The sequence below is a fragment of the Chryseobacterium sp. UYP7 genome (assembly GCF_056279225.1).
Genome location: NZ_JBWBQW010000004.1, coordinates 329,548 through 355,895, shown reverse-complemented (window position 1 = coordinate 355,895; position 26,348 = coordinate 329,548). Strand labels below are relative to the sequence as shown.

Here is a 26,348-nt window from a genome sequence, read left to right as displayed (position 1 = left end):
TGATTTTGCAAGGCAAAATTGTATCGAGAATTTTTTGATAAGCTGATTAATGGGTTTAAAATAATAACTTCTCGATACGCTTCGCTACTCGAAGTGACGCAGGTCGAAAGTAGTGCTTCATTGAACTTGGCTACTCGAAGTGACGCAGGTCAAAAATGTAAAAAGTAGTCGCTGGATTAAATCGTCAGTTCGAGTGATTTTGCAAGGCAAAATTGTATCGAGAACTATTAATATAACTTAAACTAATATCATCAAGCCTTGGAACATAAATCCTACACTTTCCTCGAACTTAAACAGAAAATGGTGAACTACTGCATTTATCAAGACCGTTGTCATAAAGAAGTGGAGCAGAAGATGTGGGATTATTTGATCATTCCCGAAGCCAAAGAGGAAATACTTCTTTATTTAATGAAGGAGAATTATTTGAATGAAGAACGTTTTACCAGAAGTTATATTCGTGGGAAATTCTACATGAAATCCTGGGGACGCAATAAGATCCGCAATCATCTGAAGTTTAAAGGCGTTTCCGAAAAACTCATTAATTCCTGTTATGATGAAATTGAGGATGATGATTACGAAAAAGTGATCCTCAAGATTTATGAAAATTATTATGATAAACAGAAAGCCATGAAGCCTTATCAGAAAAAATCCAGAACGATCAATTATTTGCTCGGACGTGGTTTTGAGTATGATATTATCAATGATATTCTTAAAAATAGAGAAGCCGAATAAAAGAAATACCGCATTATTTAAATAATTTAATTAATTTGCAACGATATTTTATCTAACTAATAGCCAATATCAGCGTGATATGAAGAAAATTAATATGATCATTGCCATTTTCCTGATGATAATGGGGAATGCGCAGACCTTTAAATATGGAGTCACAGGCAATTTCCACAAAGGCTCCATTGTTGGAGTGCACGACGTCTCCAAGGGGGCTTTCGGTGGAGGACTTGGGGTTTTTGGTCAGTGGTCGCTCGTCGAAAATGATGTCTTTGATTCCGCCTGGCTTTACATTATGCCGCAGTTGGAATACAGCATGCAGGGCGAGATTGCGAAAGCAGAACAGGACAAGTTTGGAATTCAGAAATTTCATCACGATTACGTGGCGATGCAGGTTTATATGAAATATTTCTTCCACAAAGGAAATATGAAAAGAGATCTTTATGTTTTTGCGGGACCTCGCATCGAATATTTGGTCAGAGAAAAAAGAGAGGTTGATCCAGCCTATGACTTAGCCTATTTCCAATATAATGGTGATGACAAAGTAAATAAATTTGGGTACGGAATTTCCTTCGGTGCCGGTTTAAAAGTAACGCAGCAAGTGGAGGCTTTTTTAAGATATGACAGAGGTTTTAGCACTGTTTACCCAAACAATGACCGCCGAAATACCTATAACCGCCTTTTAGCACTGGGAATCAATTATTACATCAACGAAAACTGGTGGTAAACAACGAAATGGTGTAAAGATTACGAGCCTTTAAAATAGCTCTATCTTTGTAATCTTAAATCTAAGAAATGAAAAAATACTTCGCAGTATTTACTACTATAATTACGCTATTGCTATTATTCTCCTGTAAACCGAAGAAAAATATCGTTTATCTCTCAAACAATAATTTCGAACAGGAAGTCTCGCAGGCAAAATATTCGGGTCTTCATATTCAGGAAGGGGATAAACTGCAAATTCAGGTTTCTGCTTTTGAGGAGATCGCCGTGCGTCCGTTCAACCGGTCTACGATGGCTGGAACGGGAGATGCTGCATCAGGAAGTGGTGCCGGAAATTCATCCGAAGCAAGTGAATATATCGTAACTACCGATGGAAATATTATCTTTCCCGTTTTAGGAGCCGTTTACTGCAAAGGAATGACGAAACAACAGCTCAAAGATGATCTGGAGAGCCGACTAAAACGGTACATCACCGAACCACTTGTCACCATTACGCTTACCAATTTTAATTTCAGCGTTTTGGGAGAAGTTAAAAGTCCCGGACAAAAAACGAGTCCTACCGAAAAATTAAATATTTTCCAGGCAATTGCTTTATCGGGTGATTTAACTTATGATGCAAACAGAACCAATATAAAATTGCTCCGAACCTCAGAAACCAGTGGAAAAGATGAGGTTGTTTCTTTGGATCTGTCGGAAGCTTCTATTGTAAACTCTCCTTATTATTATTTGCAGCAGAATGATATTTTGTATGTAGAACCAGACCGCAATAAACAGGTTTCTATCAACACTGATTCAGCGACCGATAAATGGATCAAGTATGGTGGCGTGGCACTCGGACTTGTAACCCTTGTCATCACTCTAACCCGATAATAAATCTGATGGAACTCTTAGAAAATTCGGTACCGGTGCAAAGGGCTAAACCGCTCAATATTAAAAAAGAGATCGGAAAGTATTTAAGGAAATGGCCTTGGTTTTTACTGAGCATCATTTTGTTTTATACCGCAGCAAAAATTTATCTGCGTTACGCGCAACCTCAATATTTCTCCAAGACCTCTTTAAAACTTCAGGAATCAAAAGGGAAGTCCACCGCACTCAGCGATTTGAAGAATCTGGGCATGGGTGTGAGCGGAGATAATGAACTTCAGGGCGAAACAACAGTGATTGTATCGAAACCGATTTTAGGAGCAGTCGTTAGAAATCTTGATCTGGATGTCAGTTTTTTTAGCCTGGGTACGATCAAAGAAGTAGAGCTTTATCAAGATTCTCCGCTCACCGCAAAAATCATCAGCATCAATCAGCCGGATCAATTTTATGGTACCTCTTACACCTTAAATCCTGTAGGTAAAAACTCCTACAAACTATCTGGATCTAATAAGCAATACCGATTTGGCAGCCCCGCGAAATTGCCTTTTGGAGTTGTTCAGATCAATGCAAAGCCGGGCGTTGTTGTAACTGCACCTTTAAAAATAGTTTTTAAAAACACGCGCAATGCGATTGCCGCTTTAGAAGGAGGTATTACGGTGAGTTTGCCGGAAAACAAAGGGTTGTTAATGGAACTGTCGATGGTTGGACCTGTACCGAAAAAATCCGAGGATATCCTCAACGAGCTTTCGAAACAGTATATTATCGACGGCGTAAAAGATAAAAATGAAGAGGCGAAAAATACACAGGATTTCATCAACGAAAGACTGGCGATTATTACCAACGATCTCTCCGGCATCGAGGGAGAAAAGGAACAGTTCAAGCGTAAAAATCAAATCACAAATTTAGAAACCCAGGCTGATTTATCAGTCACTAAAGCCGAAGAAAATACCAAACAGATCTTAACACAGTCGATGCAGCTGGATTTAATTAATTCCGTAATTTCAGCAAGTTCGGGTAATCAACTTTTGCCTACAGGACTGGGTTTACCGGCAGGTGCAGAAAGTAATATATCGGAGTACAATGATCTAATGCTCACCCGAAACAGAGTCTTGAAGCAGGCAACTCCGGAAAATCCGGCGATGATCGAAATCAATAAGCAGATTGCTGCGCTGAAAAATCTGGTGCGTCAAAATTTACTGGAATCCCGGGAAACTTTGCAACTCCAAATCGCTCAGGCTAAAGGGCAACTGAATCTTGCGAAGGGAAATATCGACAAATATCCAACCCAGGAAAAAGTATTCCGAAGTATCGACCGCCAACAGACTTTAAAGGAACAACTTTATCTGTATCTTTTACAAAAAAGAGAGGAGAACGCGATTACGCTTGCAGTGACTGCGCCAAAAGCTAGAATCGTTAATCCCGCATTTACTACCGGTATTGTAAAGCCAAACTACAGCCAGATCATTTACGGCTCCCTTGCTGCAGGATTTCTGCTGCCTTTACTGGTATTTATTGGTATCAGCACTTTAGATACGAAAGTTCATACGAAAGAACATATCATTTCCCACTTTCCAGATGCCGCTGTTATTGCAGAGATCCCGGTTAATCATGAAGAAAATGCAATGGTTCATCCCAATGATTTTTCAGTTTTTGCCGAATCTTTCAGGATCTTAGGATCGAATCTTAAATTTTTACTGCGGGCAAAAAATGTAGAAACAGGTGGAACGGTCCTCGTTACCTCTTCTGTTAAAGGAGAAGGCAAAACCACGATTTCCATGAATATCGCATTGACTTTGGCTGGACAAAGCAAGGTTATTATTGTAGGTGCAGATATTCGAAACCCGCAGTTACACCGTTTTATTCCAGGAAAAAACTTTGGACTCACGGATTTTTTGGTTTCCAATGATACCGTACCGGATGGCTATATCATCAAGTCCGGAGTTAACGAAAATCTGGAGGTCATGTTCAGTGGTCAGATCGCACCCAATCCTAACGATTTGCTCGACATGCCCAAATTCGATCACATGATCGCTTATCTTAAAACAAAATATGATTATATCGTACTGGATTCGGCACCGGTGATGTTAGTAAGTGATACGCTCCATCTGGTAGAAAATTCCGATGTTGTGCTTTATGCTGTGAAATCGGATTTCACGGAGAAGGAAATGATTGATTTTGCCGCAGGCTTCCGGAAAGAAAATATGATTAAAAATATGGCTTTTGTGCTTAACAGCGTGAAGCCGGAAAATACCCGGTACGGAAAAAAATATGGTTACGGTTATTATTCTTATACGCACGACGATAAACCGAAATGGTGGAAAAGGTTTGTTTAGCAAATCAGATTTGTAGCAAACATAATCCCTTCTACAATTTTACAGTATTCTATTATTTATTCTACTCAATTTCGAAAACGATAAGCAGTCGAAATTTAATTTTTTCTAATCAGTGAGATCACAAAAATGCACACAGAACAACAGCCTACTTATTTCATCAACTCTAAGCAATCGGTCTTTTCTCTCAACTTAAAAGAAGTCTGGGACTACCGCGACCTGCTCCTCATGCTGGTTAAAAGAGATTTTATTACTTTCTATAAGCAAACGGTTTTAGGACCGCTCTGGTTCATCGTTCAGCCTTTGATGACGACGGTTATTTATATGATCATCTTCGGGAATATCGCAAAATTATCTACCGATGGTGTTCCTCAAATATTGTTCTACATGTCCGGAATCACCATCTGGAATTATTTTTCCGAAAGTTTAACCAAGACTTCCTCTGTTTTCACCTCCAATGCCGGCATGTTTGGTAAAGTGTACTTTCCGAGATTAATTATGCCCTTGGCGATCGTGACTTCCTCCCTTATGAAGTTTGCCGTACAGTTTGGTATTTTCCTCCTCATTTTGCTGTACTTCGTAATTTTTACGAATGACGTTCAGCCTAATCTATGGATCTTGTTTACACCAGTGTTGATCTTATTAATGGCGATGTTTGCGTTGGGAATGGGGATGATCTTCTCTTCATTGACGACCAAATACAAAGATTTAACTTTTCTTTTAACTTTTGGCGTGCAGCTGTTTATGTATATCACTCCTGTCGTTTATCCCATTTCCGCTTTGCCGGAGAAATTTCGGTTTTTGGTTTATATGAATCCTTTATCTTCTATCTTTGAATGTTTCCGATATGCCTTTTTAGGTTCCGGAAGTTTTGATCTCATCAATATTATGTGGAGCAGTATCTTCATTGTGTTCATCTTGATTCTCGGCACTGTGATCTTCAATAAAGTGGAGAAAAGTTTTATGGACACTGTTTAGAAGAGCCAAGGGAAAAGTGAAAAGAGCCAAGTGGATGGAGGTCTTGAGTATTTGAGTATTTGCGTATTTGAGATTTTAAAAGCGCATTGTAGTGTTATTTGTGTAACATTTGTGTCATTCGTGTTTAAAACAATTTGCTTTTAGAATAAATACAACATTTTAAAAATTAACCAGTTACTTCCCACCATAATATAATGAAATAAAAATTTTCTGTCAAAAAATTCCGGCAGGAAAATATAGTCATCGCAAGTGCTTAATTAAAAATCTAATGTTTAATCAAATTTGAATTTTTATCTTTGACCTCAATATTTAAAACGTACCCATCATCCAACACCCAACTTCTAACATCTCGCTCACTTGAATCCAAACACCGCTATTATCGCCGAAAACATCTCCAAACAATACCGTCTTGGTGAAGTAGGAACAGGCACGATCACGCATGATCTCAACAGGTTCTGGGCAAAGATGCGGGGCAAAGAAGATCCTTTTCTTAAAATTGGGGACAGTAATGACCGAAGTACGAAAGGAGAGAGCGATTATGTCTGGTCTTTAAAAGATATTAATTTTGAAATTGAAAAAGGCGACGCCGTTGGAATTATCGGAAGAAATGGGGCTGGAAAATCTACGCTTTTAAAATTATTAAGCCGCGTTACAAAACCGACGACGGGACATTTTGAAGTTCAGGGACGGATTGCTTCTTTACTGGAAGTAGGTACAGGTTTTAATCCTGAGATGACAGGCCGGGAAAACATTTATCTCAATGGAGCTATTTTAGGAATGCGCCGCCAGGAAATTAAAAGAAAGTTTGATGAGATTGTGGATTTTGCAGGGGTTGAACGCTATATTGATACGCCTGTGAAACGTTATTCTTCCGGTATGTATGTTCGTCTTGCTTTTGCGGTTGCCGCGCACTTAGAATCTGAAATCCTGATTGTAGATGAGGTTCTTGCCGTAGGTGATGCAGAATTTCAGAAAAAATGTCTCGGTAAAATGGGCGATGTAAGTAAAGGGGAAGGGAGAACTGTTTTGTTTGTGAGTCATAATATAGGAGCGGTAAAAACACTTTGTCAAAAGGGTATATACTTGAAAAATGGTCTTTTAGATTACAAAGGTGAAATAGAAAATACGATTTATAAATATTTACAAGATACACATGGTAATATTGGAATCCCAGTATCAGATAGAACAGATAAAATTGGTAATAAAAAAATTGAAGTTGTAGAGGTTTCATTTAGAAACGTAGTGGGTGAATATACAACTGAAATTTTATCAGGTGATGCCCTCACAATTGAATTCAGAATTATTAACCATGAAAAACTAAATCTGGATGAACTTATCATTGCTTGTAATTTCACTGACAAATATGAAAATAGAATCGTTTCATGGGTTTCAGATGAGATGATTTCGAATTTTAAAAGCCATTCGAAAATAGAATTAGTTGTTTCCCATTTTAATGTTAGACCAGAGAATTATTTGTTTTCATACCAGATTTCTTATAAAACAACTAAACCCAAAGATTTTTGTGATGTTCTACAAAATGCAGTAACCTTAACAGTCCTTGAGTCAGATTTCTTTGGGACTGGAAAAAAAATCAGGAAGGGCACTTCAATACTTTTGGATGCGAAATTTAATTAAATACGAAGAGTATTAACTTCAACAGCGTTAAATGGTTAAAACTATAAAGATACTTTCGCTTGGTCTAAGCCAATCTAATTTTTTATGTCAGCTTTATGGTGATCTGCAGAAAAAATATGAAAATTATAAATTCGCCATTAATAATTTTTATGACATTTCGAAAGGTCAAATTGAAAATAAGCAGGAAGTTTTTACAGAATATTTTACTTTTGAAAGAGAAAAGGTCACTCTTTCACAATCTATTAAAAGCTTTGTAAAGCTTTCTTTCACTCAGGAATTCTGGCAGATATATTATTTTGAGCGTAGTCAAGGTAAAAATATTAAAGAATCTTATTATTTTTTACGAAGTTTCGCATATGACAAGGTTGTAGTCGAACAATACATTTTAAAATCAGATTATAATATTTATCATTTTCATTATTGCACTCCTAAAAGACTAAAATACATCCATCATTTCCCTAAAAATAAAAAGATAATTTGTAGTTTTTGGGGTTCCGATTTAATGCGGGAGACAGGGATAAATAATGTGTTCTATGTAAAAAGAGCTTTGGATAAAGCTACAGTTATTACCATCCAAAATGCAGAATTAGCAGAAATGCTCTATTGTAAATATGGTCGGGAATTTCAAAATAAAACTAAACTTATTCAGTTTACAATTCATACAGGAATTTATAATTACATTGATGTATTGAGAGATGATAGCGAAAGAATTAATCTTTTTAAATCTTCTTACTTTATTCCACACCATAAAACAGTAATTGTTGTATCTCATAATGCATCTCCAGCTAACAATCACTTTAAAATACTAGAATCTTTAGAAAAACTTTCCTCAGAAATTGTAAGTGAAATAGTTGTTTTAATGCCATTAGGATATGGAGGAAATGAACATTACATACAAAGTCTTGAAAATTACAAAAAATCTTCTACGCTTAAAATTATATTGCTTCATCAGTTTTTAGGGCCGGAAGAAACCGCCTTGTTGCGGGTTTGCACAGATATCATGATACACATGCCAATAAGTGATGCATTAAGCGGTGCAATGACGGAAGTTTTGTATGCGGGAAAGCAGGTTTATGTTGGGAGTTGGCTACCGTATGGATTACTTCGAAGAAATGATGTAAGCTTTACTGAGATTGAAAATTTTCCTGATATAATTAAAGTTGTTCGAAATTATTTTCAGAATGAAAGTTACATAAGATCAAAAAACAGTTATAATGCTAAGAAAATAAAAACATTTCTTTTTCCAGAGAATACTACTTATGATTGGAATAAAATTTACGAAAATCTATTATGAATAATCCTCTTTTTTCAATTATAATTCCTCTTTATAATAGAGAAAAATACATTGTTGAAACATTAGTATCAGTTCAACAGCAAATATTTAAAGACTGGGAATGTATAATTGTGGATGATGGGTCAAGCGATAATTCTTACGAGGTCGTAAGTAAATTTATAAAAATAGATTCTCGCTTTCAATTATTTAAAAGATCAGATACTTTTAGAAGCGGAGGTAACGGTGCCAGAAATGAAGGTTTCATAAAATCTGAGGGAGAGCTTATCATTTTTTTAGATAGTGATGATCTTATTGACAAAAACAAACTAACCATTCATGAAAGAATCTTTCGTTCATTTAAACATGTAGATATTTCTTTTACAAAGTGGGTTAAATTCAATAAAGAATTAATCTTAGAAGATGATGATGATTTTGAAGATGATAAAATTTATAACGCTTTTGAAATTTTAACTTATTATGGAAATAGAAATTCATTTATTCCAATTGCTGCTTATTGTGTTAGAAGAGAACTACTGCAAAAGTCTGGACTTTTTCTAGAGCCTCTAAAAATAAATCAAGATGGTGAATTTTTCATTCGGCTATTACTTCAAAATCCTTTTTTGCACTATTCGCAATATGGTTTTTTTATTTGGAGAATTGACACAGATAATAAATCATCTTATGAAATTAACATCACAAAATTTCGACATCGTATTTCATCTTATAAATTGATAGAGCAGTACAGAGTTTTATATGATGAGCCTACACTCGATCTAATTATTGAAAATGCTAAAAATTATATGTTTAATTCCTACACGAGTAAATGCCCAGTTTTGATTGAGGAAAATACGTATTTCTTTAGAAATCAGCTTGTAACTCACCAAAAAAATAATAGTATATTATTTAGAATTAAAAATAAATTAGGTAAGATTTTAGATAGAAATGACAAAATTTAAAGAAAAGTTATTTAGTGGAAATTTTGGATATTATTATTGGCTTTTCCGCTCTTACGAATTAAGGAAGAGTTTTCCAAAATATCATATTTTATCTACTTTTGAAACCATTGATGATATTATAAAAAACAAAAAAAGTATTTCCCGTTTCGGCGACGGAGAATTTCGCTTGCTTTTACAGGAACGCAGTATTTATTTTCAACCATTAACAGAGAATTTAGCGAAAAGATTAGAAGAAGTTTTAGCTTCAGATTTACCAAATTTGTTAGTCGCGATCCCCGGAACTTTTAGATTTATGAAAAATGTTAAAAGGGATACAAAGGTTCATTGGCTTAAATTTATTAATATTTATGGGCAACAATTAAATTCATTTTTCAGTTTGGATAGAACTTATGGTGATTCCTTGATTTCCAGGTTCTATATGGCCTATGAAAATAAATCAAAAGTTAAAGAAACCGTAGATCAACTAAAAAAAATTTGGGAAGATCAGGATATTTTATTTGTTGAAGGTGAGTTTTCGCGATTGGGAATTGGAAACGATTTATTTAATAATGCAAAATCTATTAAGCGAGTTATATGCCCCGCCAAAAATGCTTTTGAAAAGTATGGAGAGATTTTAAAAACAGCTAAAGAATTCGGTGCATCAAAATTAATTATTTTAGCTTTGGGACCTACTGCCACAATTCTCTCACATGATTTAGCTAAAGAAAATTTTTGGGCGTTAGATTTAGGACATATTGATATAGAATATTCATGGTTTAAGCTAGAAGCTACGAAAAAAATTGTAGTAAGAGGAAAAGTGGCCGCCGAAGTTGGCGGTAAGATAACTAATTACTTTTCGGATAGTGTTGAAAAAAAATATATGGACAGTATAATTATAAAAATTAGTTAAAATGATCAGGGAAATCAAAGACGTTCTTTTACGGTTAAAGAAATCTATTTATCATACAGAAAGTAAATCAATTATATTATCTCATCAGATAGATAATCAAATGGCCTTAAGCCAGCTTTTAAAAATGTTTAAAAATGAATTTTTTTTCCCATTAACCTACTGGGCTCTATCTCCCAAAGAAATATTACACATTTGTAATGATTTATTAATTAATGATAGAAAAAGTGTTATTGAATTTGGCTCAGGTTTTTCAACAATTTGTTTAGCGCAACTCATTAAAATTAATAATTTAGATATTAAATTAGTAAGTGTTGATAACAGTGAGGAGTGGATAAAAATTATTAAATCCTATTTAGAAAGATTAAATATTTCAGAAAATGTAGAGTTTGTTTTAGCACCTTTAGTAATAGCGCCAGTTAACATAACTTATTCCGGGCAGAAAACGTGGTATGACGCCGGGATTATTTCAGAAAAAATTAAAGGAATTCCAGAATTTGACCTAATTGTTGTGGATGGACCTTTTGGTAAATCTACACCATATGCACGATATTCTGCGATCCCGTTTCTTAAAGAAAAAATAGCAGATTCATATTCGGTTTTTTTAGATGACACTTCCAGAGAACAGGAAAAAGAAATCACAAAATTGTGGGTAGAAATTTTGAAGGGAAAAATGACACATTATTCTGATTACTCATATTTATGTGATAGCGAAGTGTTTTTCACTAAACCTTTTTCTAACAATAATGATTTCTAATATGTTGCTTTCGATTATAGTTCCAGTTTACAAAGTTGAAAAATACATAGAAAAATGCATTATTAGCTTATTAAAGCAGGACCTTAGAGATGAAGATTATGAAATTATTATTATCAATGACGGCTCACCAGATAATTCACGTAACATAATCCAAAAATTTGCTGATATAAATGAAAATATAACATTTATAGATCAGGAAAATCAGGGAGTATCTGTAGCAAGAAATAAAGGATTAGATATTTCGCAGGGTAAATACATTCTTTTTGTAGATCCGGATGATAGTATAAAAGAAAATACATTAAAAGCAATTATTGCGAATGCTGAAAAATTTGAGATTGATATTATGTACCTTCAGATGACTGCGTACGATGAAATTGGAAAAAAAATAGCAGATTATGATGATTGTGGGAGTGAGAATGTTATTCAAACTGGAATTAAACATCAACGGAGAACATTTCCAGCAACTTTGTATGCAAAAAGCGCAGTGGAAGAAATTAGATTTGTTAAAAATATTGATAGAGGTCAAGATAGTGTTTTTAATATTATGGTACAGTCTCTTGCTCAACGAATAACCTATTTTAGCGTTCCCTATTATAATTATTTACACCGCGAAGATTCCTCCAAACAGTATGTTAAAAATGATAATGTATTCAAAGGTTGTCTCTTGGCTATTCAATCTTTAAAAAGTTTCCAAGAGGTACATTTCAATATAACAAATTCGGAAGAGAAAGAATATTTTAATATTGCAATTAAACTTTTTGTAGAAAGGACACTACAGTGGAGTATTCTTCCCAACTTAGATTTAGAGCGTCTTTCTAAGACAAAAAGGTTGTTGAAAAAATTGAAACTAAATTATATTTTAGACGATTTATCATCGGAATATAAATTTATTAATAAAAATTTTTTACTGTTTTACTGTTTTAATAAAATGTATCGTTTGAAAAATATTTTTCGTAAAAATGCCTAAGATTTCTGTCATTATTCCTGTTTATAATTCTTTCAAATATTTGAAAGAATGTCTAGATAGTACTGTAGCGCAAACTTTAGAAGATTTAGAAATTATCTGCATTAATGATGGTTCAACAGATTTATCATTAGAGATTTTAGAAGAGTTTGCCAGGAAAGATTCTAGAATAAAATTAATCAACCAAAGTAATCAGGGAGTTTCTGCTGCGCGCAATGCGGGTTTGGAAATTGCAACCGGAAAATATGTTGGTTTTGTAGATTCCGACGATACTGTAGATGCAGAGTTTTTTCAAAAACTTTTTAAAGCTGCGGAAGAATATAAATGTGATCTTGTTTTTTCAAATTCTTTTAATACAGATCTAATAGAGAAAAATAAAAAATATAATATAGCCGAAATAATTCAGATTATTCTCCCTATTTATTTTCAGAAAGACCATTATAATTGTATTTGGAATAAACTTTACTCAAATAAAATTATTAAAGACAACGCTCTTCGGTTTCCTTTAGGCTTAAAATTGGGCGAAGATGCCATCTTCAATTTGAATTTTTTAGAATTTACAGACCAACTTTATTATTTGGATTTCAGCGGTTACAATTACCGGCAAGTTACCGGAAGTGCCACCAGAAATGTAAGTCGTCAAAATTATCTGGAAGCAGCAGAACAAACTTTTTTGAAAAAAAACGCCGATTTTGTTTTGAGAAATTTAGGTGAAGAAAAACTTCAGATACTAAAGTCAATACGCTTTATAAATTATATTATCTCATTAGTCTATATTTACAGCGAACCTAAAAATGGACTTTCAGTTCTTCAAAAAATTGAAAAACTCAAAACTTTGGTTTCTAATAAAACGGTTTGCAAAATTTTCACTGAAAATTTTTCTGAGAATTTTGTCGATATGGGAAATTATCAGAAATCAATTTATAAAAACATTAAAGATAAAAAAGTGATAAAACTTTACTTCTCATCACTTTATAGTTATTACAGAAATTTATGAAAGTATTATTGTTTTTTCATGGCGGCAGCAAAAACCGGGGTTGTGAGGCGATCGTTAGAACGGCGGTACAACTTTTACGAACAAATCCAAAGATTACTAAAATTGGTTTAGCTTCCGGTGATCCGGAGTCAGATAAAATTATTCCGGGTATTGATGAAATATATTTAGACAAACGGTCAATAATTAAGAAGTATTCATTTGTAGGTTTCAGAAGTGCCATTAATGTAAAATTATTTAAGGATGAAAGTTTTGCATTTCAAAAAATTCATGAATGCGTTATTAAATTAATTCCAAAGTATGATGTTTTTCTCTCCATTGGCGGCGATAATTATTGCTATGGAGAGCAGCCAGGAATTTATGAGATCGACCGTCAGATAAAAAAAGCCGGTAAAAAATTAATTCTTTGGGGTGCGTCCATTGGTGAAGAAGATCTATCGGTGGCAAAAATGCAGGATTTAGAATTATTTGATTTAATTCTTGCACGAGAATCTTTAACCCAAAATTTTTTGAAAAAAGCTGGTTTAGAAAATGTAAAGTTAGTAGCTGATGGTGCTTTTTTAATGGAAAAATCGGAACTTCCTTTGCCTCAAAATTGGGTTGTGGGAAAAACAATTGGTTTTAATTTTTCGCCTTTGGTTTTTAAAAAAAATCCAAAATCGAAAGAAGCTGCTTTTGCTTTAATTCAACATATATTGGCTACGACGGATTTTGTAATTTGTCTTTTGCCCCATGTCATGATTTCGGGAAATGACGATCATGAAATGTTGCTTGAATTTTTGGAAAAATTGAAAGCAAGCAATCGCATTATTTTATTGCCCAATAATTTAAACGCCACAGAATATAAAGGTTATATTGCACGGATGAAGTTTTTTATCGGTGCCAGAACGCACGCGACTATTGCGGCGTACTCTTCAGAAATCCCCACAATGGTTTTGGGCTATAGTGTAAAATCTAAAGGAATTGCAAAAGATATATTTGGTGAAGAAAAATTAGTTTTAGATTTAGCGGAAATTTCTGACACGCAAAAATTAATTGCTAAATTTGAAGAAATGAAAGTGGAGGAGGCTAAATTGAAAGTTAAATTAGCAGAAAGAATTCCGATAATAAAATCAATGGCAAAAAATGCTGATGAAGAACTAACTGCAATTTTATGAAGAAAAAGCTTCTCTTAATAATCCCAAGTCTAGCGATGGGAGGTGCTGAAAAAAGCTTAGTAAATCTTCTGTCTGTATTTGATTATGATCATTATGAAGTAGATCTGTTTTTACTAGCGGACGGTAATAAATTAGAATCAAGAATACCTAAGGAGGTAAATTTCATCAAACCCGGCGAAGATTTCTATTTATTTTCATTACCATTATTGATATCGGTTTTTCAGCTTATCAAGAGGTTCAGGTTTAGACTCGTTTTCGCAAGAATTGCCTTTACGGTTACAAATAAGATCTACCCAATTAACAAAGCAGAACAATATGGGTGGAGATATTTAAAGCAGAGTATTACTCCTTTAGCAAAAAAATATGATGTATCTATTGGTTATTTAGAAAAAACTTCTATCTATTTGTGCGTAGATCTAGTCACTGCAATTAAAAAAATTGGTTTCGTTCGTGTAAATTATAATTCTTTAAATTTGGATAAAGTTATAGACAGAAAATACTTCCAAAAATTAGATTTTTTATGTGCAAACGGATATGAGTCAAAAGAGATATTAGGAACAGTTTTCCCAGAATTTTCTGCTAAAATTAAAGCCTTGCTTAATATTACGCCATTATTGGAAATTGAGAATTTGGCAAAAGAATTTAATCCCTACGACAGTGGTTTTACAAATATAGTTTCAGTGGGTCGGCTGCATTCACAAAAAGGATTTGATATTTCTGTAGAAGTCTGCAAATTGTTAGTCACTAGAGGACACAATATTATCTGGCATATAATAGGGGAAGGACCTGAACGGAAAAAATTAGAAAAATTAATTGAAAAAAGAAAACTTCAGGCTAATTTTATACTGCATGGTCAAAAAGAAAATGCTTACCCTTATATAAAAAACAGCGATATGTTTGTGCAGACCTCGCGCTATGAAGGCCGAAGTAATACCATTATTGAGGCTAAAATACTGTTGAAACCTATCGTGGTAACTAATTTTGATTCTATTGCTGAACTGATTATAAATGAGAAAAACGGAATTATTGTAAATTATGATCCGAAAACAATTTGTGAGAGTATTGAGAAACTTCTTTCAGATACAATTCTAAAAGAGATTCTCATTAATAATCTAAAAATAGAGAAGGAAAACAGTGATGATCCTCTTTTAAACTTTTACGAAATTATTAATGGCTAAAAAAGAACTCTTATTTGTGATCAATAATCTAAATGTAGGTGGTGCTGAAAAAGCACTTGTATCACTGTTGCAGAATTTTGATTTTACAAAATATAACGTCGATCTGCAGTTGTTTAAAATGGAAGGTTTATTTTTAGAACAGGTCCCTTCAGAAGTACGCTTACTGCCAGTTCCAGAAAATATAAAATATTTTGATATGCCTTTTTTAGAGGTTATAAAAGATAATTTGGTACCCTGGAAATGGAGCGTGATTTACCGTCGTATTCAATTCAAAATTAGGAGTCGAAGAGCGAATTCAAGTGCCGAAGCAGCACAGTTGGGCTGGAAACCTATCTCAAAGTCTTTAAAAAAATTAAATAAAACTTATGATGCGGCAATTGGTTTTTTACAAAATGGACCTAATTATTTTGTAATTGATAAAGTGATTGCAAAGAATAAAATTGGATATATACACAACGATTATTTGCAGTTAAAACTGAATAAAAAATATGATGATTTTTACTTTAGCAAATTAAATTTTGTAGTATCGGTTTCTACGAATTGTGTTGAGATGTTAATAAAGCTATTTCCACAATTTCATGAAAAATTTTTATTAATTGAAAATATTAGTTCCAAAAAAACGATCGTAGAACTCTCTAAAATAAAACACGAGCTTACTTTTAGTAAGAATAATATTTTATCCATTGGTAGATTGTCTCAACAGAAAAATTTTGAAATGGCAATTTCTGCTGCTGTAATTTTAAAAAATAAAGGTTGGGATTTTGAGTGGAATATTTTGGGTGAAGGTGAAGAAAGAGAAAATTTAGAAAAATTAATTGCTATCAATAATTTACAAAATGTTGTTAAATTATTAGGGTTGACAGAAAACCCTTATCCATATATTTTAAACTCTTTAATTTACGCTCAGCCCTCGAAGTTCGAGGGGAAATCTATCGCCATTGATGAAGCCAAGATTTTATTAAAACCCATTTTAGTAACCGATTTCCCTACTGCTAAAGATCAGATAGAAGATGGCATAAATGGATTAATAGTCAATATGAGCGCGATAGAAATTGCAGCAGGACTGGAAAAACTATTATCAGACCCGCTTCTTCGAAAGAAATTGTCTGATAATCTCGAAACGGAAAACAATAATTTTGAGAAAGAACTTCTTAAATTTTATCAATTAATTGAAAGCTGATGAATTATTTTTTAAATGTTTTCGTTTTGATCACTTTTACCGTCTTTCTTATTGATGTAATTCCGCAATTTTATGTTTGGCAAAGCCGTATAAAAATAGGACGTTTAAGCGAAAGAGACTGGCAAACAAAAGTATTGGTAATTTCTAAAAAATGGATTAAAAATACACCGCCAATTTCACTTACAGATCATAAGCGATTAATCATAATTGATATCTTAAGAGGAAATTATAAACGTAAAACAATTCAAAGTTGGCAGGAAGCAAGTTTGCTTTTAGGTTTAAGTGAATCCTTTGCAATGTCTAAAAATAAAGAAATAAAAAGAGAAATTTCAAATTTTGTTTCTGCAAAAATCGGTAGAGACGGTAAATGGAAAGTAAAATACACCGAAATTGATGCGGCCATTTTAGCGTTCGCTGTTATGAAAGCGGAACCTGAGCATATTCAAAAATATAAACCGGCTTTTGAACAAACTTACCAATTAATTCTATCCTTAAAAGGTAAAGATGAAACTGCAGCTTACAGAACACATCGCAAAGAATTACGTTATGTAGATACAGTAGGTTTTATCTGTCCTTTTTTAGTTTCTTACGGACTAAATTTTCACAATGAAGAGGCGACAAAGCTGGCCTTTAAACAAGTAGAAAATTTCCAAAAATTTGGGTGGGAAGAAAAAGTTAATTTGCCCTGCCATTCTTATGATTTTACAACTGGAAAACCTGTTGGTTTGGTAGGCTGGGGAAGAGGATTAGCGTGGTATGTTCTAGGTGTTTTAGATACTTTTAAAGTGCTCCCGGAGTTTCATTCGAAAAAATCTGAACTTAAAGATTTAATTAAAATATTAGCAGAAAGTTCTCTAAATTACCAAAAGGAAAACGGCAGTTTTGGATGGCTTTTAACGGATAAGTATTCCAGTCCAGATTCTTCAGTCACCGCAGTTTTGGCATGGCTTTATACAGAGTCTGAAATCATTTTTAAAGATGAAAAATACACTGAGGCTAAAAATAAAACCTTACAATATTTAAAATCTGTCACCAAAAGAGATGGCGTGGTTGATTTCTCCCAAGGCGACACCAAAGGAATTGGGGTTTATTCTACAAATTTTGATAAACTTCCTTTTACTCAGGGATTTGTTTTAAGAAGTTTATCTTTAATAACTTTATCGAAGAATCTTTATTCTAATACATGAAGCTACTCTATATTACAAACGGTATTACTGGTTTTGATGGTCTCGAAAGAGTTTTATCTGTTAAGTCTTCCTTATTAGCAGAAGATTTTAACTATGAAGGCCACCTTTTGAGTTTGAATGAAATCGATATAGAACCTTTTTTTCTTTTCCAAATAAACTTAATTCACAAACGATCGTAGTATTAAGAAATCCTCTTCAATATTTTTTCCAATACAAAAATAGAATTCAGAATATTGTAAACGTGGGGAAACAAGATGTTATTTCTTTCTGTAATAATTGTTGGAAACGTTTTTTTTACGATTGATTTTCACTTGATTATAATGTATAATATAAAGTCATGTTTCTAAATTAATTGAAGCTAATACACTTCAAAGCAAATGGTAATTCCTAACAATAAAAATCTAAAATGACCCAGAAACGAATTCCTAAAATCATCCATTATTGTTGGCTTAGTAAAGATCCTTTTCCAAAAGATATTGCGGGGTATATTCAAAACTGGAAAAATAAATTACCGGATTATGAATTTATACTTTGGGATTTGCATAAAGACAACGTAGGTGATAAATTATGGGTGAAGCAAGCATTCGACACTAAGAAATATGCTTTTGCAGCTGATTATATTAGGATTAATGCTTTATATCAATATGGTGGAATTTACTTAGATACGGATGTCGAAGTAATTAAAAAGTTTGATGATCTCCTCCATCTGCCATATTTTGTAGGATCAGAAGGCGGCAACTGGATCGAAGCAGCTGTTTTAGGATCTGAGAAAGGATCTGATTGGTTAAAGGATATTTTATCTTATTTTGACAAACCTTTTATCAATAGTGATGGTAGTTTTGCAATGGTCACAATGCCTCAGGTGATGAACAATATTATAAAGCATAAGAGGAAAATTGTAGTTACAACTGAGAAAGAAATTTTTGAAAAAATAAATGTAAATTACAAATCACATTTTTATCTTTTTGAAGAAGATTTTTTCAGTCCAAAAAATATGGGAAGCGGTTTAATCAAAAAGACAAAAAATACTCATGCCATCCATCATTTCGCCATGAGTTGGATTCCTGGAAAACGAAAATTCATTCCTAATATTAAGAGAAAGATGATGACAATATTTGGGGTTAAAAACATAAATATTGTTATAAACTTTTTTGGATTACATAAACATTGATGTGGGGTGTAAAGACATATGAGCTTTTAAAAGAATTAAAATGAAGAATGAATTGGTTTCTATTATTATTCCTGTATTTAATTCAGATGTATTTTTATATAAAGCCGTAGATTCAATTTTAAATCAAACACATCAGCATTTTGAAATTTTACTTATTAACGATGGTTCTAATAATGATGAAACGTTAATAATTTGTGATAATTTGCTTGCAAAAGATCAAAGAATAAAACTTGTCAATCAGGCAAATGTAGGTACAGAGCAAGCAAGAATAACAGGCGTCAAGAATGCATCCGGAGATTTTTTTATGTTTCTGGACCACGATGACGCTTATAAAAAGACGGCAATTGCATTGCTGCTCAAATCAATAATTCATTCCAACGCAGATATTGTGGTTGCCAACTCTGAAAAACAGTTTTTTCACAGATTACCATTTTACAAAAAGCAGAATGGGTTTTATAACGATTTTTGTATAGATAACGCAGGGTTTATGCAAAAATATTATATGAATTTTTTTGGAATTAATTATTTTCCAGTTACAACATGGGGGAAATTATATCGAAGAAAAACTTTTGATTTATCAGAAATTATCGTTTCAAAAGTTAACTTTATGGAGGATGTATTAATTAATATGCAGCTCTTTCCACAAGCTGAAAAAATATGTTTTATCAAAGAAATCATCTATTCGCAAAGGTTTGGCGGTCTGTCATCAAAACTTGACGCACAGAAAACAATTGAAGGCTATTTTAAAGTTTATGATTTACGGAAGTCTTTGTTGGGAAGGTATGGATTATCTAATAATGAAAAATATCTTTTATTAGAAATTAAAAATGTTCTTATCAACCTTCTAAAAAAAATAATTGAATATAATAAATCTAAAGAGGAATTTTTTGAAGTTTCACGACAGATCCGAGAGTCAACTCTTTTTAACCAAAATTATAAATTGTTCCCAGAAAGTCTAATACTACACAACTTATTAACTAATAAAGACATGGCGAACTATGAAGAATTGAAGGCAGAATTAAAAAAAAATTATAATACCCGCTTAAAGGTTTTAATTAAGAAAATATTTTTGAAATGAAGATTCTTTATCTCACAGATCAAACCTTTCTGCATGGTGGTGTAGAAAAAGTACTTTCACAAAAAGCGAATTATCTAGCGGAGGTAATGATTGATGAGGTTACTATTGTTACCTACAGACAGCAAAATCATAAACCGGTATATCCATTCAGTGATAAAATAAAATTAGTTGATTTAAAGGTGAATTATGATATTGCCAAAAGCTATTATCATCCGGATAATGTAAAAAAGATTCCTCACCATCGATCCGCTTTAAAAAAGATGATTCAAGAGCTAAAACCTGATGTGATCATCAGTTCCAGTTTTGGACCCGATTTTTATTTTCTTCCCTATTTAGAAAAGCAGATTCCAAAAATCAAGGAGTTTCATGGATCAAGGTATTTTTACGATAAGCAAAAACAAACTCTTAAAAAGAAATTATTGCATCGTCTAGATAAACGCATTGAAAAAAAATACCATCAGATCGTAGTGCTTAATTCATCTGAAATTCCGTTTTATAATAATATGAAGATCAGCGTTATACCAAATCCGGCGGAATTATCGGGAGAGAGGGCGAGTCGTTCTTCCAAGAAAATAATTGCTGCAGGACGAATTTCACCTGTTAAAAATTTCGTAGACCTCATCAAAGTTTTTTCCAGAATTAATAAAGAGTTTCCGGATTGGGAAGTCCATTTTTTTGGCGAAGATTATTTAGGAACGCAACATCAGTTAGAACAGGAAATCAGCGAAGTCGGTTTAGAAGATCAAATCAAATTCAAAGGAATTTCTCCCGATCTCAAAAGAGAAATGCAAAACTACAGCATCTATGCCATGACTTCCGAAACTGAATGTTTCCCTATGGTCTTGCTCGAATCTTTGTCGGTCGGCTTGCCCGTAATTTCTTATGACTGTCCAACGGGTCCACAACATATTTTGAAAAATGAGGAAGATTCTTTTCTCATTCCTTATAAAAATTTAGATATTTTTACGGAGAAATTAAAATTTTTAATGAGTGACGTAGAAATGCGTAAAGAAATGGGCGCAAAAGGAATCAACAACGTAAAACGTTTCAATATTGAGAAGGTAATGCTGCAGTGGGAAGAATTGTTTGAGTCGCTGCTATAGACTTTTTTTAAATCATCACCGCAAGAATAAAAAAGAATTATGTCGAAATGATTAAATTTGCACCTAACACCTAACACCTAACACCTAACACCTAACACCTAACACCTAACACCTAACACCTAACACCTAACACCTAACACCTAACACCTAACACCTAACACTTCTTGTTCGACTGGATTCCCTTAAGCAATTACACTGCGATTTATTACAACATCTTGATGATTCTGATGCTCATCACGTTATTTCATGCTTACCAAAATGATCTGTTTGATCCCGGAACCAAAAATTTTTCGGCTGGCATGGGTTTCACCTTACTCGTCCTGATGATTTTCTATTTGGGAACAAGGCCGGTGAGTTATACCTTCGGAGATATGGGAACCTATGGCAAGTTTTATAATCGGGTGGCTGCAGGTGAAGTGCCTGTTATTACCAAAGATTATCTCTTTAACTCTTTTCTCATCGCCTCCACGAAAATAATGAGCGACCGCTTTTTCTTTTTTCTCTGCGCGGTCATTTATGTTATTCCGTGTTATGTTTTTTCTAAAAAATATTGTGGCTCTTACTGGTATTTCGTCTTTTTTATTTTTGTTGGATCTTATATGTTCTGGCCTTTTGGTACCAATGGGATTCGAAATGGTTTGGGAACCTCGCTTTTTATTTTGGCGCTCTGTTTTTATGAGCGTAAAATTTTGCTGTATGCTTTAATGGCTTTAGCGTTTGGAATGCACAGTTCGATTGTTATTCCAATCGCAGCTTTTGCGGTTTCTGGGCTTTATAAAAATCCAAAAGTCTACCTTTATATCTGGTTGGCAGCAATTCCACTTTCTTTAATTGGTGGTGGATTTTGGGAAAGCTTTTTTGGAGGCTTAGGCTTTGGGGATGATACGCGTGCCGAAGATTATTTAACAAGAGGAAACGTTAACAATGATACCTTCGCCTATACAGGATTTCGGTGGGATTTTTTGTTCTATTCCTCCTTTGCTGCTTTTGCGGGCTGGTATTTTATTTTTAAGAAAAAAGTGACCGATCAATTTTATATTCATCTCTGGGGAACCTACATGATTGCTAATGCTTTTTGGATTTTGGTGATCCGAGCCAACTTCTCCAACAGGTTTGCTTATCTGTCCTGGTTTCTCATGGCACCCGTGATTGCTTATCCACTATTACGCTATAAAATTTTTCCAAATCAGTACCGCATGGTTGGTGCTGTTATCGCAATTTACTATCTGTTCACCTATTTCATGTTTATAAAAGGATAATGAAAAATCTCACCATTTTTACGCCTACTTTCAACCGCGAATATCTTTTGCCACGGTTGTATGAAAGTCTAAAATCTCAAACCAATAAAGATTTTATCTGGATGGTCGTTGATGATGGTTCCAGCGATGGAACTGAAGAATTGGTGCAAAGATTTAGAGCGGAAAATGAAATTGAAATCCTTTATTTTTACAAAGAAAATGAAGGGATGCATTCTGCTCATAATTTAGCCTACGAAAAAATAAATACGGCTTGGAATACCTGTATTGACTCCGATGACCAAGTGACCCGGAATGCGGTGGAAATCATCAACCGGGAAATCGAGAAAGTGACTGATGAAAGATGTTACGGTTTGGTTGGCCTAGATGCCGATTTGCAGGGAAATATCTTAGGTCAAAAAATTCCGGAGTTTTTAACTGAAGTAAAAATGATGGAGTTGGCTAGTGTGCATGGCATTACAGGTGATAAAAAATTGGTTTATAAAACATTAATAATGAAAAGCCTTCCGCCTTATCCCATTTTTAAAGGGGAGAGATTAGTGCCTCTAAGCTATAAATCGTTGGAAGCGGAAAATAGAAACTTTTATCTTCAACCCCTCAATGAAATTTTATGTTTGGTAGAATATCAGGACGATGGGTCTACCAAAAATATGCTGCAACAATACCGCCGTAATCCGCGGGGATTTGCTTTTATGAGAAGGGCAAAATTGAATTCCAAAATTAATTTAAAGGAGAAAATTAAAAGTGGCATTCACCTTGTATCCAGCACTTTTTTTACAGGCGATTTTAAGAAAATTTTTACGACGCAAAATTCGATTCTCATACTAGGAAGTATTCCTGCCGGGATCTTACTTCATTTGTATATCCGATTAAAAACTCATAAGAGACCATGAAAGTACTGCACGTCATTAATTCCCTGGCAACGGGTGGGGCGGAAAAATTGATTTTGGAAACCCTGCCGAAATACAATGAGCAGGGAATTAAAGCCGATGTCCTTTTACTCAACGGAACTTCGCACCCTTTTCTGGAAAAATTAAGAGCTCTGAAATGTTGTGAAATTTTCACGCTTGGAAATTCCTCCCCTTACCAATTGAAATTTATACTGAAACTCATTCCGTATTTTAAAAAATACGATCTTGTTCATGCGCATCTTTTCCCCGCCACGTATTTTTCAATATTGGCAAAAAAACTTTCATTTTCCAAAACGCCGTTGGTTTTTACGGAACACAGTACTTCCAATAAAAGATTTAGAAATAAAAAATTTAGATGGGTGAATAGTCAAATTTATTCCCTTTTCGACCACATTATCTGCATTACCGAAGAAGTTAAAAAAGAGGTATTACAGAAAACAGACCTGTCTGCAAGTAGACTCACTGTCATCAATAATGGCGTCGATATTCTAAAAATATCAAATGCCGAAGCCCTTGCGAGAAAATCAATTGATCTCAATTTAGCAGATGAGGACTTTATATTGTTGCAAGTGTCCTCTTTTCGAGAGCAGAAAGACCAACAAACAATAATTAGAGCATTACCACTATTGCCGGAAAAAGTGAAGCTTATTCTAGCGGGTGAAGGAACACTACGGAAAGTTTGTGAAGATCTGGTGAAGAATTTACATTTAGAAAACCGTGTTTTCTTTCTGGGTAATAGAAATGATATTCCCAACCTTGTAAATTCTATAGACATTGGAATTTTAAGTTCGAACTATGAAGGATTTGGTTTAGTTGCGATCGAGGCAATGGCTGCAGAAAAACCTTTTATTGCAAGTGAAGTTCCGGGACTTTCAGAAGTAGTTGGTGGTGCCGGAATTCTTTTTCCGAAAGGTGATGAGAAAATTTTGGCAGAGGAAATTCTGAAGCTTATTAAAGATGAAGAACACTATAGAGAGATTTCGTTGAAATGTAAAAAAAGAGCCGAGAAATATGATATCGCGTTTATGGTAGAACAACACCTCCGATTGTACGCTGAATTGGTGAGTTGAAACTTGTCCGGACTTTAAATTAATCAATTCCAAAAATTGTGCAATGTCGTTTTAATAATAATAGTGCGGAATAGTAATAGATATAATAAGTGCTTAACCGAATGATTAAAGTTTTTTTATATATTTTTGAGACTTCTAAAAAACTACTAACTCAAAAACTCAGTGAAAAAACTAGTCAGAATAACTTCTGTTCCCCTTTCTATGGAGAAACTCCTGGGGAATCAGCTCAGCTATATGAATGAGTTCTACGAGGTCACCGCGGTCTCCTCAGATGCTCCTCAACTCAAAATTGTTGCCGATCACTTAGGGATCAAGCATCATGCCGTCGAAATGACCCGTACAATCACGCCTTTTAAAGATTTAAAATCCATATACTGCATGTATCGCTTTTTCCGGAACGTGAAACCGGATATCGTACACTCTCACACTCCTAAAGCTGGTTTGGTGGGAATGATCGCTGCTTTTTTTGCAGGTGTTCCCGTTCGCATGCATACTGTTGCAGGTCTTCCGCTCCTCGAAAGTACAGGAGTTAAAAGAATTGTGCTTTCTCAAGTAGAACGGTTAATTTATCGGTTCTGTACCAAAGTTTATCCTAATTCCCTAGAACTCAAGAAAATTATTCTGCAGGAAAACTTTTGTAGAGCGTCTAAACTGGAGGTTATTGGTAACGGGAGTTCTAATGGTATTGATCTCTCCCATTTTGATCCGGATCAATTTTCATCTTTAGAAAAAGGTGTTCTCAAAAAAAACCTTGGAATTGCAGAAAATGATTTTGTATTTATTTTTTTAGGAAGGATTGTTAAAGACAAAGGTATTAATGAACTGGTATCAGCTTTTAAGAGCTTAGGTGATCTAAAAATATTTCCGGAGGAATTAAATACGGCAAAAAGTAATACAGAAGGTAAAATTATTCCACTTCAATTTGATTCAGAAGAACCTACCGTTGCAATTGTCGGTGATACCATCCGCCGAAGTTATTACAACGGTCCATCCGTAACTGGATTGGGAATAAGGCACCGTTTGGGAAAGGTGATCTACAAAAGCGATGACAAATCTTCTTCATATCCTTCAACCGGCAAGCCTGAATTCTATGGCAGTGTTGAAAATGATCGGGATTGTGCATACTCATCGATTTCCGGTAGAACATCCTTGTATCCAAATATAAAATTATTGTTGGTTGGTCCTATGGAGCAGCATTTAAATCCCATTTTAAACATTACTCTTTCTGAAATAGAAAATAACCCTCAGATTATTACTACGCGTTACGTACAGGATGTACGGCCTTATCTTTCCATTAGTAACTGTTTGATTTTACCAAGTTACAGGGAAGGTTTTCCGAATGTTGTTTTACAGGCTGGAGCTATGAATTTACCAAGTATCGTTTCGGATATTAATGGCTGTAACGAAATTATAACAGATGGGGTAAATGGTCATATTGTTCCGGCAAAATCAGAAGAATCATTGAAAAAAGCTATGATGCAAGTGCTTACCGATAAAAAATTAACACAAAAAATGAAATCCTGCTCGAGAAAAATAATTATTGAGCGTTATTCCCACCAAAAAATCTGGAAAGAATTACGTCAGGAATATGACCGGTTTCTTGAAAAATAATCTAATCTTGGTGCCTACACTCTTTTGCTAAATAGTTTTCTGAATTTAAATCACTTATTTTTTAGAGCTAAAAATTTTAAAGTCCAATTTCTGAAATGTTTTATTCCTGAACAAAGAATAGTGAAAACGGATTGCATCCCGACAATGATATAACTGCAATTGTTCCAGCTATCAAGTGTCAAAATGCGCATCATTCTCCCTATTTGTAATTACTTTCTAAACATCTACGATTCCTTCAAAAATTTAAGTAGCAATGTGAATCCTTCCTGACTCTTAGAAATTTGAGCGCTGTCTATTAATTTAATAGAGAAGTAAGTAGCAAATTTATTTGTGGAGAGCCACGCTTTTCGAAGTAAATTT

23 protein-coding genes are annotated in these 26,348 nt (G+C 34.0%); all 23 read left to right on the top strand.

Annotated features, from left to right (window positions below; all coding sequences use genetic code 11):
• Positions 1 to 300: 300 nt before the first annotated feature.
• Positions 301 to 732: a regulatory protein RecX gene (locus tag ACZ9HT_RS10890; protein WP_476040520.1), complete on the top strand. Its 432-nt coding sequence runs from the start codon at positions 301 to 303 to the stop codon at positions 730 to 732.
• A 79-nt stretch (positions 733 to 811) separates the two neighbouring features.
• Positions 812 to 1,453 (top strand): outer membrane beta-barrel protein, encoded by a 642-nt coding sequence (locus tag ACZ9HT_RS10885; RefSeq protein WP_476040513.1) that lies wholly within the window; start codon positions 812 to 814, stop codon positions 1,451 to 1,453.
• A gap of 68 nt (positions 1,454 to 1,521) precedes the next feature.
• Positions 1,522 to 2,319, top strand: coding sequence for a polysaccharide biosynthesis/export family protein (locus ACZ9HT_RS10880; protein ID WP_476040512.1), 798 nt, complete (start codon positions 1,522 to 1,524; stop codon positions 2,317 to 2,319).
• Between the two features lie 8 nt (positions 2,320 to 2,327).
• On the top strand, positions 2,328 to 4,646 hold the full coding sequence (locus ACZ9HT_RS10875) for a GumC family protein (RefSeq protein WP_476040511.1): 2,319 nt from the start codon (positions 2,328 to 2,330) through the stop codon (positions 4,644 to 4,646).
• 126 nt (positions 4,647 to 4,772) lie between these two features.
• A complete protein-coding gene (locus tag ACZ9HT_RS10870; RefSeq protein ID WP_476040510.1) occupies positions 4,773 to 5,621 on the top strand; it encodes an ABC transporter permease in 849 nt (282 codons plus the stop codon).
• A 357-nt stretch (positions 5,622 to 5,978) separates the two neighbouring features.
• Complete coding sequence (locus tag ACZ9HT_RS10865; protein WP_476040509.1) at positions 5,979 to 7,256, top strand: ABC transporter ATP-binding protein; 1,278 nt, start codon at positions 5,979 to 5,981, stop codon at positions 7,254 to 7,256.
• Between the two features lie 31 nt (positions 7,257 to 7,287).
• The gene (locus tag ACZ9HT_RS10860) at positions 7,288 to 8,550 is read left to right on the top strand and encodes a hypothetical protein (RefSeq protein WP_476040508.1); all 1,263 of its coding nucleotides are present in this window, start codon (positions 7,288 to 7,290) and stop codon (positions 8,548 to 8,550) included.
• Positions 8,547 to 9,485 (top strand): glycosyltransferase family 2 protein, encoded by a 939-nt coding sequence (locus tag ACZ9HT_RS10855; RefSeq protein WP_476040507.1) that lies wholly within the window; start codon positions 8,547 to 8,549, stop codon positions 9,483 to 9,485. The genes ACZ9HT_RS10860 and ACZ9HT_RS10855 overlap by 4 nt, the downstream gene beginning before the upstream one ends.
• Positions 9,472 to 10,374, top strand: coding sequence for an SP_1767 family glycosyltransferase (locus tag ACZ9HT_RS10850; RefSeq protein ID WP_476040506.1), 903 nt, complete (start codon positions 9,472 to 9,474; stop codon positions 10,372 to 10,374). The genes ACZ9HT_RS10855 and ACZ9HT_RS10850 overlap by 14 nt, the downstream gene beginning before the upstream one ends.
• A gap of 1 nt (position 10,375) precedes the next feature.
• The gene (locus ACZ9HT_RS10845) at positions 10,376 to 11,128 is read left to right on the top strand and encodes an O-methyltransferase (protein ID WP_476040505.1); all 753 of its coding nucleotides are present in this window, start codon (positions 10,376 to 10,378) and stop codon (positions 11,126 to 11,128) included.
• On the top strand, positions 11,118 to 12,095 hold the full coding sequence (locus ACZ9HT_RS10840) for a glycosyltransferase (protein WP_476040504.1): 978 nt from the start codon (positions 11,118 to 11,120) through the stop codon (positions 12,093 to 12,095). Before ACZ9HT_RS10845 ends, ACZ9HT_RS10840 begins: the two co-directional genes overlap by 11 nt.
• Positions 12,088 to 13,089 carry a glycosyltransferase family 2 protein gene (locus ACZ9HT_RS10835; protein ID WP_476040503.1) on the top strand — a complete coding sequence of 334 codons (1,002 nt, stop codon included), beginning with the start codon at positions 12,088 to 12,090 and terminating at the stop codon, positions 13,087 to 13,089. The genes ACZ9HT_RS10840 and ACZ9HT_RS10835 overlap by 8 nt, the downstream gene beginning before the upstream one ends.
• Positions 13,086 to 14,243, top strand: a complete 1,158-nt coding sequence (locus tag ACZ9HT_RS10830) for a polysaccharide pyruvyl transferase family protein (RefSeq protein ID WP_476040502.1) — start codon at positions 13,086 to 13,088, stop codon at positions 14,241 to 14,243. Before ACZ9HT_RS10835 ends, ACZ9HT_RS10830 begins: the two co-directional genes overlap by 4 nt.
• On the top strand, positions 14,240 to 15,421 hold the full coding sequence (locus tag ACZ9HT_RS10825) for a glycosyltransferase (protein ID WP_476040501.1): 1,182 nt from the start codon (positions 14,240 to 14,242) through the stop codon (positions 15,419 to 15,421). The genes ACZ9HT_RS10830 and ACZ9HT_RS10825 overlap by 4 nt, the downstream gene beginning before the upstream one ends.
• The gene (locus ACZ9HT_RS10820; RefSeq protein ID WP_476040500.1) at positions 15,414 to 16,601 is read left to right on the top strand and encodes a glycosyltransferase; all 1,188 of its coding nucleotides are present in this window, start codon (positions 15,414 to 15,416) and stop codon (positions 16,599 to 16,601) included. Before ACZ9HT_RS10825 ends, ACZ9HT_RS10820 begins: the two co-directional genes overlap by 8 nt.
• Positions 16,601 to 17,788, top strand: coding sequence for a glycoside hydrolase family 88 protein (locus ACZ9HT_RS10815; protein ID WP_476040499.1), 1,188 nt, complete (start codon positions 16,601 to 16,603; stop codon positions 17,786 to 17,788). Before ACZ9HT_RS10820 ends, ACZ9HT_RS10815 begins: the two co-directional genes overlap by 1 nt.
• A 406-nt stretch (positions 17,789 to 18,194) precedes the next feature.
• Positions 18,195 to 18,959: a glycosyltransferase family 32 protein gene (locus ACZ9HT_RS10810; protein ID WP_476040498.1), complete on the top strand. Its 765-nt coding sequence runs from the start codon at positions 18,195 to 18,197 to the stop codon at positions 18,957 to 18,959.
• 40 nt (positions 18,960 to 18,999) lie between these two features.
• On the top strand, positions 19,000 to 20,037 hold the full coding sequence (locus ACZ9HT_RS10805) for a glycosyltransferase family 2 protein (protein ID WP_476040497.1): 1,038 nt from the start codon (positions 19,000 to 19,002) through the stop codon (positions 20,035 to 20,037).
• Entirely contained in the window at positions 20,034 to 21,140 is a 1,107-nt protein-coding gene (locus tag ACZ9HT_RS10800; protein ID WP_476040496.1) for a glycosyltransferase family 4 protein, read from the top strand. The genes ACZ9HT_RS10805 and ACZ9HT_RS10800 overlap by 4 nt, the downstream gene beginning before the upstream one ends.
• Positions 21,141 to 21,304: 164 nt before the next feature.
• Positions 21,305 to 22,399, top strand: coding sequence for an EpsG family protein (locus ACZ9HT_RS10795; protein ID WP_476040495.1), 1,095 nt, complete (start codon positions 21,305 to 21,307; stop codon positions 22,397 to 22,399).
• Positions 22,399 to 23,289 (top strand): glycosyltransferase family 2 protein, encoded by an 891-nt coding sequence (locus ACZ9HT_RS10790; protein WP_476040494.1) that lies wholly within the window; start codon positions 22,399 to 22,401, stop codon positions 23,287 to 23,289. The genes ACZ9HT_RS10795 and ACZ9HT_RS10790 overlap by 1 nt, the downstream gene beginning before the upstream one ends.
• Complete coding sequence (locus ACZ9HT_RS10785) at positions 23,286 to 24,377, top strand: glycosyltransferase (protein WP_476040493.1); 1,092 nt, start codon at positions 23,286 to 23,288, stop codon at positions 24,375 to 24,377. The genes ACZ9HT_RS10790 and ACZ9HT_RS10785 overlap by 4 nt, the downstream gene beginning before the upstream one ends.
• Positions 24,378 to 24,539: 162 nt before the next feature.
• A complete protein-coding gene (locus tag ACZ9HT_RS10780) occupies positions 24,540 to 25,988 on the top strand; it encodes a glycosyltransferase family 4 protein (protein WP_476040492.1) in 1,449 nt (482 codons plus the stop codon).
• Positions 25,989 to 26,348 lie beyond the last annotated feature (360 nt).